Origin of the sequence: Vibrio inusitatus, from assembly GCA_024346935.1 — a bacterium.
Taxonomy (GTDB): domain Bacteria; phylum Pseudomonadota; class Gammaproteobacteria; order Enterobacterales; family Vibrionaceae; genus Vibrio; species Vibrio inusitatus.
In genome coordinates, this window is sequence record AP024878.1 from 2047280 (window position 1) to 2059006 (window position 11727).

Consider the following 11727-nt stretch of genomic DNA (forward strand, 5'->3'; position numbering starts at 1 on the left):
GCTCAATTTTAGGCTAGGCGTAATGCAGCGAAATATTCTTTCGGCTCAACGAGACTTTGCTGCGCTGCCACTGTCTGCAATTCCCACTCACCGCTATCTGATGTCTCTTTCAATACAGCAAAGCAAGCATTATTAGCATGGACAAAGGCCTCAACAGCCGGCAAGCCTTTAAGCAAACCACCAGTAAATAGCGCAGAAATAAGGTCACCAACGCCAACAGGCTGACGTTCAAAACTTAGCAATGGACGCTCAACCATATAGAAACCTTCTTTTGTTGCTAGTATCATAATGAACTGGTCACTTGAGATGCTATGCAGATGCTTGACCAATACCACCTTTGGTCCCTGTGTGAGCGCTTTTTGACACGCTGCTATAGCATCGTCTAAACAAGAAATCTTCATCTGCGTGAAACAGCTTAGCTCGAATTGATTAGGGACTATAACGTCCGCCGCCGGCATTAAATGATTCACAAGATCTCCGGTGACCTCTTCGCTTACCACACAGCCTTTCTCTGCATCACCCATCACAGGATCACACACATAAATTGCTTCTGGATTAGCACTTCTTACCTCATTTACCAACTTCAACACTTCGTGAGTTTGACCAGAGCTTCCCAAATATCCCGACAAAACTGCATGACACTTTTCAAGAGCATCGATGTTACTGAGTCCCTGTCGTAATTCACCGATAGTGCTTGGGTCAAACTTATCCCCTGTCCAGCCTTGCGGATATTGTGTGTGGTTAGAGAATTGAACCGTATGAATAGGCCATACATTGAAGCCTAATCGTTGTAACGGGAATACCGCAGAGCTGTTCCCTGCGCTGCCATACACAACGTGTGATTGGATAGAAATAATGCCTTTCATAGTGTTGGTCTCATCGTTATTGGGGGTTATCAGCAATCGATAATAAAACTCTGACTGTTTGAACGATGAAATGATAAGCGATGAATACTGGATGATATTAATCCTACTTGATGGACTGAATCATCAGAAATTAATTACGAGTAGATTAAGACTAACAACCAAACAATCTTGGAATAGTTCGGTTCAATAAGCTATCTGCCTATGATGGCAGGCAAACGACCACTGCATTACTCAATAATGAATTGTCGCTATGTCACGACTTGCCACCTCAACGAAAAACACTATATTGATTAATATATTGTCAATTTTTGGTTGAGTATCATGTTGCTAAATGATCTTAAGGTCGTACTTAAAGTGGCTGAGTTTAGAAGCATCACCGCCGCAGCCAATAGTCTCGATATGCAGATGGCAACTGCGAGTGCTGCCATTAAGCGCGTCGAAAAAGCAATAGGTGTGGAATTATTTATTCGCACTACTCGTCAATTACGGCTATCCCCCGCAGGAGAACGATATTTGCCTCAGTGTGAAAAGGCCTTACAGTTACTTGACGCTGCGCAGTCCAACATCCAAGAAGATCTTGATGTGCTTGGTGGCGAAATCCGTATTGCGCTGTCATCGGATCTTGGACGCAACGTGATCACTCCTTGGATTGATGACTTCCTCAATGACCACCCTGAAGTAACGTTACGCAGTAATATTAGTGATAGCAATGTCGATTTCTATCGTGATTCAGTAGATATGGCACTTCGTTATGGCTCACCAACGGATGCCAGCATGTATGGCTTTAAGATTTGCAATGTCCCTCGTCTGCTCTGTGCCTCACCAAGCTATATAAAGACACATGGTGCTCCAAGCCATCCCGATGACCTCAAAAATCACAACGGTTTGTTCTATCAACTGGGCGATATTATCCAAGATGAATGGCGCTTTAAAAAAGATGAGCTCTCTTTCAAGGTTAAACTAAAAGGAAATCGAGCTTCTAACGATGGTGACCTTGTTAGACGCTGGTGTGTCTCTGGGCACGGATTCGCAATTAAGTCCTGCTTAGATATGGCAGACGATTTACTCTCGGGGCGCACCGTCAATGTACTCACTGATTTCCAGCCTACTCCCACAGAGCTGTGGCTAGTTTGCCCCAGTCGTCAGTCCATCACGCCGACTGTCCGTTTGCTTCGTGATTTCTTTAGAAAACAGACACGCTTTTTGTTAGTGCAACTCATTGAAAAGAAGATCCTATCTCCAGATGCACTCAACCATTGAGCTAGTGCTTTAATATGACCTAATCGTTAGAACACATACGAAATAAAAAATCGACTCGGTTATCTATGTGATCTGATGCTCATTTTTTGTGGCAAACCACACATTTCAGACACACTTCGTTACCTTAAGACTAATCATCGTTTAAAAAATTTGAGTTTGGTCTACATTTCTTTTAAATCTACGATTGATTAAATCTTAACGGGCGTATATCCTTTGCCCCAACAAATAAATCATACAATAGTATATTTTCGGAGTTAGACATGACTAAACCTGTAATTGGTTTTATCGGCCTTGGCCTTATGGGCGGCAACATGGTTGAAAACCTACAAACTCGCGGTTACGAAGTAAACGTAATGGACCTAAACAAAGATGCAGTTGCAGCTGTTCTAGCTCGTGGCAATGCATCTGAAGCAACTTCTGGTAAAGAACTTGCTGAAAAATCTGACATCGTAATGCTATGTCTAACAACTTCTGCAGTTGTTGAGAAAGTAGTTTACGGCGAGACTGGTATCCTAGCGGGTATGTCTGAAGGCAAAACACTAATCGACTTCGGTACTTCTATCCCAGCTTCTACTAAGAAGATTGGTGCTGATCTAGCAGCTAAAGGCGCTGGCATGATCGATGCTCCTCTAGGTCGTACTCCTGCTCACGCTAAAGATGGTCTTCTAAACATCATGGCTGCTGGCGACATCGATACTTTCAACAAAGTTAAGCCAGTTCTTGAAGAGCAAGGCGAAAACGTATTCCACCTAGGCACTCTAGGTTCAGGTCACGTGACTAAGCTAGTTAACAACTTCATGGGTATGACTACTGTTGCTACTATGTCTCAAGCGTTCGCAGTTGCTAAACTAGCAGGCGTTGACGGTCAGCAACTATTTGACATCATGTCAGCTGGTCCATCTAACTCTCCGTTCATGCAGTTCTGTAAGTTCTACGCTGTAGACGGCGAAGAAAAACTAGGCTTCTCTGTTGCTAACGCAAACAAAGACCTTGGCTACTTCCTTGCACTATGTGAAGAGCTAGGTACTGAGTCTCTAATCGCTCAAGGTACTTCTACTAGCCTACAAGCTGCTGTTGATGCAGGCATGGGTAACAACGACGTACCAGTAATCTTCGACTACTTCACTAACCTAAAGAAGTAATTAGAAGATAAACCTAACGGTTTGAATTGAGCCTTACTGTTGCTTTGCGATAGTAAGGCTTTTTTGTATGTGTAGGAAAACACACTGAGCAGAAACTAGAATCCACGTTGCTTCCAAAACTGAGCCTCATCACGGCCCACAACACGAAATGTCTTTTCTGCAATAACCTTACCTTGCATCTCAAGTACCATGCGCCACTCACCTAGGTTACTCTCCAAACCATCAATGGGGTGTAATAGCTGAATCGTATCCCCTAGATAGAAATTCCAATCATTACTGCGTACATAGATCTCTCCGTCAAAAGGTGCTAGTACCTTACCTTTCTTGTTGATGATACCAGGATGATAGATGCAGTAATTAAGTAAGGCTCCTTTGGCCTTTTTGATATTGACGATAAAACCAAACTCAACCCCCTCTTCCGCCGTTACTGTATTAGTAAACTGAGTAATCTTTGGAAGATCTTTAGAGTCGGCATCCCAATGAGAGTAGATACCATAAGAGGTTGTTTCGATGATGGGAGTGCGCTTTGCCAAGATTTATTCTCTATAAGTAAAAGCATTATTATACACTGCTACTCATCAGTAAATGACCCCAAACAGTCCCGACTAAGTGGAAATAAGCATTCTTACACGACTAGGTTGTTAACCCTTCTATAAACAAAACTTGTTATCGTTCATCCAGCTCGTTTGAAACGAATTCTGGTTATCGATGAAACAGGCTTCTTTTTATTAATTGTTTAGTTCTTAATTGCTTAGTTCTACATCGTTAAGGGGGATTAAATACCGTTGAGATCACACTTCGAAACCAGCTGCAACACCAGGCATATCAATTGTTTCACTTTGTAAATATAATTACAGTGAATGTATCTAAGAATAATAAATATCTCATCCCATAATGGATGAAATCTACACGATATTATGACTCGCTATTTTCCACTGTTATTACCTACATTCATTAAAAGTGTGGAAATTGCGATTAAGACTTTAAATATCAATTAGATAGTAAATATCATGAATTATGGTAGTCATTAAATTCTTTGGGCTATAGTTAATTAATCATGCTTATAAATTAGCCACAAAGAATCTCGTACTGTTATTTAAATGAACATTACATTAATTTTTTGTTACATATATTACTAACTCTACTAAAGGAATTAAATAATGAGTGAAACCAAGTCGAAGTTTAATCGCAGGGACTTTCTAAAAGGCGGCGCAGGTGTTGCAGTTGCAGGATTAGGCTCTACTCTTTTTTCTACCAACGCGGCGGCACAAAAGCCTAGCTTTCCTGGTAACAACTCTTCCTCTGATAAAAATTTTTGGAAAAAGGTTCAAAAAGAGTTCACCTTGGCGAAAGACAGTGTCTACATGAACGTCGGTACAACGGGTTCAATGCCTAAGAGTGTCATGCAGACATTCACAGAAAATAACGAAATCGTTGCTAAATACCCGTGGGACATGCAAAACAAATTTGGAAGCTGGCCTTATGTCTCTGACATGGTTGCAGATATCGCTCCTGGATTTGGCGCCGATGAAAACGAAATCGTCCTGAGTCGTAATACTACTGACGGTATGATCACTGTGATTAGCGGTTTAGATTTTAAAGAAGGCGATATCATCATCACAACGCATCATGAGCATATTGGTGGCACTTCCCCTTTGTTCGTCGCTGCAGATCGCGTTGGTGCCACTGTGATAGAAATCGAGATCCCCGTGTACACGGGTGAGCGAGAGCTAACAAAACGAGATTATGTAAAGGTATTTGAAGACGCTATTGCTCAGTACAACACTAACGGTAACGTACGCCTTATCATGTTCTCACATATCCCATACAAAACCGGGACTCTACTGCCAGCTAAAGAAATCTGTGCTGTAGCTAGTAAAGAAGGTATTCCAACCCTAGTTGATGCCGCTCATACTATCGGAATGATGAACATTGATCTGCACGATATGGATTGTGATTTTTATGCAGGCTCTGGTCACAAGTGGCAATGTGGTCCTGGTGCAACTGGCATCCTGTATATTAGAGACGAAGCTCAGCGCCTCCTTAATTTCTGGCCAGAAGACCGCCGTCCTTTCTACTGCGTGAATTCATCTTTAGGTGAAGATAGATACGCTATGTACTACGGTCTAGCGAAGCGCTTACAATATGTGGGCAACGATCACTATCCAGCAAAACAAGCACTGACCGATTCTTGTAAGCTTTGGGATGAAATTGGTCGTGACAAAATCGAAGAGCGCGTGCTTGATCTCAGTGCCTTGTGTAAAGCTGAGCTCGCCAAGCAATTATCAGATGGTAGATTTTACTGCCCGCCAAATCGCGAGCTATCTAGTGGTTTAACCACGTTTGACCCATTCGATGGTGATGCAGGTGATTTCGATGATATTGGTAAGCGTTTAACAGAATTTCGTGATCGCCTTCGTGAAGAATACGGATACATCATCCGTACCACTAACTTCCCATTGCATCTAGGTGATACTACTGATACTTATGCATTACGTATCTCGACTCACCTATTCCATGATGAAGATGAAATACAAGGATTAGTTGACGCTATGGCACATTTGACCCAGCGTATGAGCTAAGAAAAATAGGGCTCGCTTGGCTTAGGCGGGCCCTTAAATTATTAATCCAAGGATGACTATAATGATAAAAAAGACTCGGCTTTTAACTATCGTCAGTGCCCTCTGCTTGGCTATGCTTTTTAGTATCAAATCTAGCCATGCCTATGATTTAAAAGAAGTTCAGGAAGCAGGCGTCATTCGTCATATTGGTATCCCATACGCCAACTTTGTTAGCTACATCAATAGAGATGGACTTTACTCTGCCCGTGGACTTGATATTGAGCTTATTCAAGGTTTCGCTGAATACATTGGTGTAGAGTACGAATTTGTGCCTAGTACTTGGAGTACCGCATTTGGTCAACTAACTGGCAAAGACGCCATATTTAAAGACAACAGCATACAATATGGTAATGAAGTTCCTATTACTGGTGATGTTATTTCAAATGGCGCAACCATCCTGCCATGGCGAAAAGAACTCGTAGACTTTTCCGATGATTATTTCCCATCCGCTGTTTGGTTAGTCTCGCGCTCCGACTCAAAACTAAAGCCTATCACCCCAAGCGGTTCAGTAGATAACGATATTCTTCAAGTCAAACAACTGCTCAACGGACAAGATGTATTGGCTATGGAGCAAACCTGTCTAGATCCGAATCTATACAATCTTTATGATACCGGTGCTAATGTTATTCTTCCGGAAAAAGCGCGCAAACTGAATGAGATGGTACCCGCTATATTAAACGAAGATGCTGATAACACCTTGCTTGATGTCCCTGATACGCTAATAGCACTCGAAAAATGGCCAGGAGAAATTAAGGTAATAGGCCCTGTATCTGAAAAGCAATTCATGGCAGCAGGCTTTCGTAAAACCTCACCTAACCTACGCAAAGCCTTTAATGACTATTTGAGCAAAATAAGGCGTGACGGCACCTATAATCAACTGGTCGAAAAATACTACCCATCAGTATTTTATTTTTACAGTGATTACTTTGACTCTCTCGAGAACAGCGATATATGAGAATAGGGCTTAGAATTATTAATAGCCGAAATGCAATTTTAATGGGTGGGTTTCTCTTAGGAGCCTACTTATTACTCATGATTACTGTGACTAATGCAGGGCAAAATCGCCTTAAAGAGTCACAACTCAACGAGTTGACCCTCAAGGTAAATAGCTACTCCGAGTCACTAGGGTACTTTTTTGACGCTACCATCGAAGATGTTAAAGGCGTAGCTAAGCACAAAACCACCTATACATTTTTTGCCAATCTCGCCTCTGGAATGTCCATGGAATATGGTCTAGGGTCGAGCTTATTGCAGCTTCGCCGCAATCTGGTGCGCCTCACAAAACCAGATACCCAACTCAACACCAGCGCTCTGTTTGAGCGAATGCTATTGGTAGGCTTTAAGTCAAATGTCATTGCTGACTCTCATCCAAGACTCCCGTTTGATGTCAGCCGCGTCCCTTTTGACGAAATGCGTACTACCGATCACAAGATAGATGTACTGACTAAAAATGATCAAGTTATCATTCGAGTGCTTCAAAATGTCTATTTCAATGGAGAACTCGTTGGAGTGATCGTTGGCGATGTCAATTTAGATGTGGTTGTTCGCCTTTTAACCACGCAAGAATACGAAACTAGCAGTAGTAAATTAGATCTCGCAACACCACAAGGCTTGCTACCAATATGGAACACCTTCAATGCAGAAGGAAATCCAATGACTTTCAATCAAAGTAGCACTCTATATTTTGAAAAAAATGTCAAAAGCACTCCATTTAGGCTCCATGCTTGGTTCGAACCGGTATCCGAAAGCCAAATCATTACCTCAACCTGGTTTACTATTGGCCTCTCCTTTTTAGCGGTTCCCGTAATACTAGGGCTTTATTATTCGCTACGCATCAATAATACCAACTTAGTACTTACCACTAAGATTGAAGAAACGCACAACCAACAAACAGCCCTGACTCGGCAGAACGAACGTCTAAAGACCGAAATTGACAGACGAAAAATGTATGAACAAGAGTTGGCCTATCAAGCCAGTCATGACACCTTAACTCGACTTTCCAATCGTAAGTCTGGAGATGAAAAGCTCAGACATGCCCTGATTCAAGCAAAGAGAGAGGAGATGAATGTTCTAGTGATGTTCATTGACTTAGATAACTTTAAACAAATCAATGACACCTTAGGTCATCTAGCTGGCGATCAAATCCTAATGCAGACCGCTAAACGACTAAGAGACTCCGTGCGTAAAACTGACGTGGTCGCTCGTATTGGTGGTGATGAATTCTTACTGGTTATTCCCAACTTGAACTCAGAGAAGGAAGCTCAGTTATTAGCTTCAAAGCTATTAGCTACATTTGAAGACCCGTTCCAGCTAGAAGTGAACGAATTTTTTGTCTCTACGAGTATTGGTATGTCTATCTACCCTCAAGATGGTGAGAATGCAGACGAGTTGATGGCACATGCGGATATCGCTATGTATAGGGTCAAAAAAGAAGGCCGAAATGGTTTCAGCTTTTATGACTCTAGTATGAATACTGATGTTCAAAGGAATCTTGATATCGATGCTAGATTGCGCCAAGCCACCAACAAAAATGAAATAGAGATGTTTTATCAACCGATCATTGACCTCAGTACGGAAAAAATCATAGGTGCCGAGGCTTTAATGCGTTGGAATGATGCAAAACTTGGATCTATCTCTCCCGATGAATTTATTCCGATTGCTGAGAAAAATGGCCTTATTCATAAGCTTGGCGAAATAGCCCTGCACACAGCTTGTCACCAGGCTCAACAGTGGCAGAGCATTCAGCCATTAACTATTGCGGTAAATTTTTCGGCGGCCCAGTTTAGGCAAAAAGACACCTTAATGGAGAATATCCTAACGGCATTGAGTAACTCAGGACTGGAATCAAGCTTATTGGATATTGAGATCACTGAAAGCCTGCTATTCAACCACAACAACGAAACAGTACACTTACTAGAAGAAATTAAACAACTTGGAGCACAACTATCCATTGATGACTTTGGTACCGGCTATTCTGCACTCAGTTATTTGCAGAAATTCCCGTTCAGCAAGCTCAAGATAGATCGCTCATTCTTACAAGAAATGGAAACGACGCCCTCTTCACAAGAGTTAGTCAATGCTATCATCGCGATGGCCAAAGCACTTGGGCTTAAAGTGGTTGCCGAAGGCGTTGAAACGCAGTGGGATAAGGATTATCTGCAAAAACATTCTTGTGAGTTTGCACAGGGCTTTTACTACAGTCGTCCCCTCACCAAAGAAGCATTTGAGACTCTATTGCTAGAGCAAAATAGCCGTACTAGTTAAGTACCTCGAATCGCGCGATTAAGCGTACTGACGTTAGTATCCCAATGATGGGCTAGGTGCTGAGAAATCCAATCAAAGGTATTGGAAGTAGGCTTTAGGTCTCTTCCTTGATAAAGCTGGTCCTCTTTCAGCCCTGGCCACTCACCTAGCACTTGTCCTCCTTGTGGGAGCTTGCCTCCAGCAAATAGCAATACACTTCCCGTACCATGATCAGTGCCTTTGGTTCCATTTTGCTTAACTGTGCGGCCAAACTCGGTGGCAATAATCACTAACGTATCATCCCACTCCTCCCCCAGTTCATCTCTTAACGCAACGAGCCCTTTATCCAACTGAGTAAACTGCCGCTTCAAGCGTGGCTCTTGATTATTGTGTGTATCCCATCCTCCTAGCTCTAACATTCCACAATCTGCGCCCTCACTGCCCTTTAATAGACGACCACAGCTTTGAGCAAGAGAGACAAACTGGCCACTTTGCTTACCCATACTTTCCATTGTTGCGGTCATCTTCAACTCAACTCCCTGTTTAAATGCTGTCTGCAAGGCCGGATCAGTATCATAAAGTGAAAGAATTGAACGATAGGTCTCTTCACTACTGTCTTTGAGACGAGAGGGGTACCAGGAGGTCACTTTTTCTGTGCCTTGAAGGCTCAATGGTGTGGATTGTGAAACCGCAATAGCTGAACGATGTTGCATTTCAAGGGCTCTAGCAAGCCAGCCTGTGTCGCGACTTTTTCCTCCCCACTCAAGGTAATCTTGCCCATCAAAATGAGAGCGTGAGCCATACCCTGTGCCAACAGCAACCACCGTTGTTAACTCTTTATTTTGATACCACTGATGCAAGTTAGGTAATGCGGAGTGCAAAAAGTACCCCTGTTCTAATTCGAGAGTAGAACCTCTGGCAGCCATAGAAAGACTAGGCCTGTGAGTAGCTAACATAGGGTCAAAACTTGGAATAACGGTATGCATTCCATCTAAGGCCCCACGCAACACAACCCAAACAACCTTAGGAGATCGCTTTGATTTTTTTGCCAAAGCCCAAGGCGAATGAAACAGCAATAAACTGGCTGCCGTTCCCTTTAAAAAAGCTCTTCTTGACGATGATGCCATAATATTACTTTTCCTTATCGCCTTTGAAATTCTGGGCTCATCAATAATAGGGTGAGCGCTTGCGGACGACTTTCTGCCCGCAAAATACGTTGCTTATTATCTGGCGTAAGCTGCTGGTTAAATGCCACCTTCATCACCTGATTAACATCTGCTTTGCTTTGCTTCGCATAGGTGTTTGCCCAGTCAGCCCGCGTCAGCAAGCTACTTCCTCCCATCCAACTCATTTCTAGGTCACTAAATCCCTGTGGACTTCCTGATGTAAAAGGCATCTGGCCTAACTGATTAAGGCTTGTTAACGCTCTGCGCTCGGTTAATTTACTATTCGGTACCGCTCGAGCCGTAGAAACAACATATTCTCTAGGTGTCTTAAATTTGGACGCGCTTTGCCACGCTTCAGGGTGAGAAATTAACGTAAGCATCACCTTATGAATATCGCCATCACTGGCTAACCAAGACTCTGAAAGAGACTTTACTAACTCAGGCGGTGGGGTGTCTTTAATGTAATGCCGCGCAAGTTTGTAGCTCAAATGTTTAGCCGTATTCGGGTGACGGGCCAGATCTCGTAGCATCAGTGTTCCTTGTGCTTCACCTTGCTGAGAGTAAGATCTCCCTAGTAGCTGTCGCTTACCAGGCTCATGGCCATATTTACGAAACAAGAAGCCACTACGACTCTTAGCCGAGACACTCCAACCACTGATGCCTTTCGCAAGTTCAGTAACATCAGATTGAGAGTACCCTCCATCCACACCTAATGTATGAAGTTCCAGTATTTCTCTTGCAAGGTTCTCATTTAGTCCCTTCTTACGCTTAAGTCCAATACGAGAGTTAGGGCCGAAAGAACGTTCATTGTTGAGATAAATGAGCATCGCTGGATGCTGTTCAACCGCAAGTAACATCTGCTCAAAAGTGCCATCGAGATGCGGAAGTATGGCTTCTTTCTCTAAAGTTGGTGCTAAAGCACGCATCAAAGGGTTAGTCACTGAGACACTGAAATGATTAGAAAAAAACTCTAGTAATCGATGCTTAGCGCTATTACTGGAGTTAATCGAGGCCATCAAGGAGTCACCACAATAATCACGATAAGTTTGCCTAGCAAACTGAGAACCTTCCTTTCTGATCTTTTGAATATCCTCTACTGAGGTTTGATTTTTCTTCGCTTGTTGAGTCTGCTCTCGATAACTCGCCGTCTTTGCCATAATCACATTTGCGGTTGGCTGGCTAATAGAGAACTCTTGAATAATATCCGATTGGTATTGCTTTTTAAGCCACCCTACGGGATCCGGTTGAGCTAACTGTAGTTCCTTATCTTTCGCTCCCAATCCAAAGCGATTGCAAGCTATCACTGCTCTATCCATAGTGCCTCTCACGTAAACTTCTGCTGTTAGTTTAGCTAAACCGTACATAAAGTTTCGCGATCTTTTCATAATGATCTTTAGGATGTTTAATTCTATCCCTTGCGTCTAATGAA

9 protein-coding genes are annotated in these 11727 nt (G+C 42.7%); 5 read left to right on the forward strand and 4 right to left on the reverse strand.

Going from position 1 to position 11727, the window contains the following annotated elements:
* Positions 1-8 precede the first annotated feature (8 nt).
* Positions 9-866 carry a pyridoxal kinase PdxY gene (gene pdxY, locus OCU48_RS09410; protein WP_141346087.1) on the reverse strand — a complete coding sequence of 286 codons (858 nt, stop codon included), beginning with the start codon at positions 864-866 and terminating at the stop codon, positions 9-11.
* A gap of 321 nt (positions 867-1187) precedes the next feature.
* Between pdxY and OCU48_RS09415 the strand changes: the two genes are divergently transcribed.
* Both OCU48_RS09415 and OCU48_RS09420 read left to right on the forward strand, forming a co-directional pair.
* Positions 1188-2126: a LysR family transcriptional regulator gene (locus OCU48_RS09415; RefSeq protein ID WP_141346086.1), complete on the forward strand. Its 939-nt coding sequence runs from the start codon at positions 1188-1190 to the stop codon at positions 2124-2126.
* A 260-nt stretch (positions 2127-2386) separates the two neighbouring features.
* Positions 2387-3268: an NAD(P)-dependent oxidoreductase gene (locus tag OCU48_RS09420; RefSeq protein WP_141346085.1), complete on the forward strand. Its 882-nt coding sequence runs from the start codon at positions 2387-2389 to the stop codon at positions 3266-3268.
* A 95-nt stretch (positions 3269-3363) separates the two neighbouring features.
* Here the strand turns inward: OCU48_RS09420 and OCU48_RS09425 are convergent, their stop codons facing one another.
* Positions 3364-3801: a DUF3859 domain-containing protein gene (locus OCU48_RS09425; RefSeq protein WP_141346084.1), complete on the reverse strand. Its 438-nt coding sequence runs from the start codon at positions 3799-3801 to the stop codon at positions 3364-3366.
* A 627-nt stretch (positions 3802-4428) separates the two neighbouring features.
* Between OCU48_RS09425 and OCU48_RS09430 the strand changes: the two genes are divergently transcribed.
* The 3 genes from OCU48_RS09430 to OCU48_RS09440 all read left to right on the forward strand — a co-directional run bounded on the left by OCU48_RS09430 (position 4429) and on the right by OCU48_RS09440 (position 9153).
* Positions 4429-5850 (forward strand): aminotransferase class V-fold PLP-dependent enzyme, encoded by a 1422-nt coding sequence (locus OCU48_RS09430; protein WP_141346083.1) that lies wholly within the window; start codon positions 4429-4431, stop codon positions 5848-5850.
* A 61-nt stretch (positions 5851-5911) separates the two neighbouring features.
* A complete protein-coding gene (locus OCU48_RS09435) occupies positions 5912-6844 on the forward strand; it encodes a transporter substrate-binding domain-containing protein (RefSeq protein WP_141346082.1) in 933 nt (310 codons plus the stop codon).
* On the forward strand, positions 6841-9153 hold the full coding sequence (locus tag OCU48_RS09440) for a putative bifunctional diguanylate cyclase/phosphodiesterase (protein WP_167496195.1): 2313 nt from the start codon (positions 6841-6843) through the stop codon (positions 9151-9153). The genes OCU48_RS09435 and OCU48_RS09440 overlap by 4 nt, the downstream gene beginning before the upstream one ends.
* On the opposite strand, the gene OCU48_RS09445 is transcribed toward OCU48_RS09440, so the two are convergent.
* Together OCU48_RS09445 and OCU48_RS09450 are read right to left on the reverse strand one after the other, a co-directional pair.
* Complete coding sequence (locus tag OCU48_RS09445) at positions 9150-10259, reverse strand: DUF1501 domain-containing protein (RefSeq protein ID WP_141346080.1); 1110 nt, start codon at positions 10257-10259, stop codon at positions 9150-9152. The genes OCU48_RS09440 and OCU48_RS09445 overlap by 4 nt on opposite strands.
* A gap of 14 nt (positions 10260-10273) precedes the next feature.
* Positions 10274-11683: a DUF1800 domain-containing protein gene (locus tag OCU48_RS09450; protein WP_244312321.1), complete on the reverse strand. Its 1410-nt coding sequence runs from the start codon at positions 11681-11683 to the stop codon at positions 10274-10276.
* Between the last annotated feature and the right edge of the window lie 44 nt (positions 11684-11727).

What these genes read in the sequence shown, in the direction of transcription:
- pdxY (WP_141346087.1), bottom strand. Translation starts at nt 866, where the DNA reads ATGAAAGGCATTATTTCTATCCAATCACACGTTGTGTATGGCAGCGCA.
- OCU48_RS09435 (WP_141346082.1), top strand. Translation starts at nt 5,912, where the DNA reads ATGATAAAAAAGACTCGGCTTTTAACTATCGTCAGTGCCCTCTGCTTG.
- OCU48_RS09415 (WP_141346086.1), top strand. Translation starts at nt 1,188, where the DNA reads ATGTTGCTAAATGATCTTAAGGTCGTACTTAAAGTGGCTGAGTTTAGA.
- OCU48_RS09450 (WP_244312321.1), bottom strand. Translation starts at nt 11,683, where the DNA reads ATGAAAAGATCGCGAAACTTTATGTACGGTTTAGCTAAACTAACAGCA.
- OCU48_RS09440 (WP_167496195.1), top strand. Translation starts at nt 6,841, where the DNA reads ATGAGAATAGGGCTTAGAATTATTAATAGCCGAAATGCAATTTTAATG.
- OCU48_RS09445 (WP_141346080.1), bottom strand. Translation starts at nt 10,259, where the DNA reads ATGGCATCATCGTCAAGAAGAGCTTTTTTAAAGGGAACGGCAGCCAGT.
- OCU48_RS09430 (WP_141346083.1), top strand. Translation starts at nt 4,429, where the DNA reads ATGAGTGAAACCAAGTCGAAGTTTAATCGCAGGGACTTTCTAAAAGGC.
- OCU48_RS09420 (WP_141346085.1), top strand. Translation starts at nt 2,387, where the DNA reads ATGACTAAACCTGTAATTGGTTTTATCGGCCTTGGCCTTATGGGCGGC.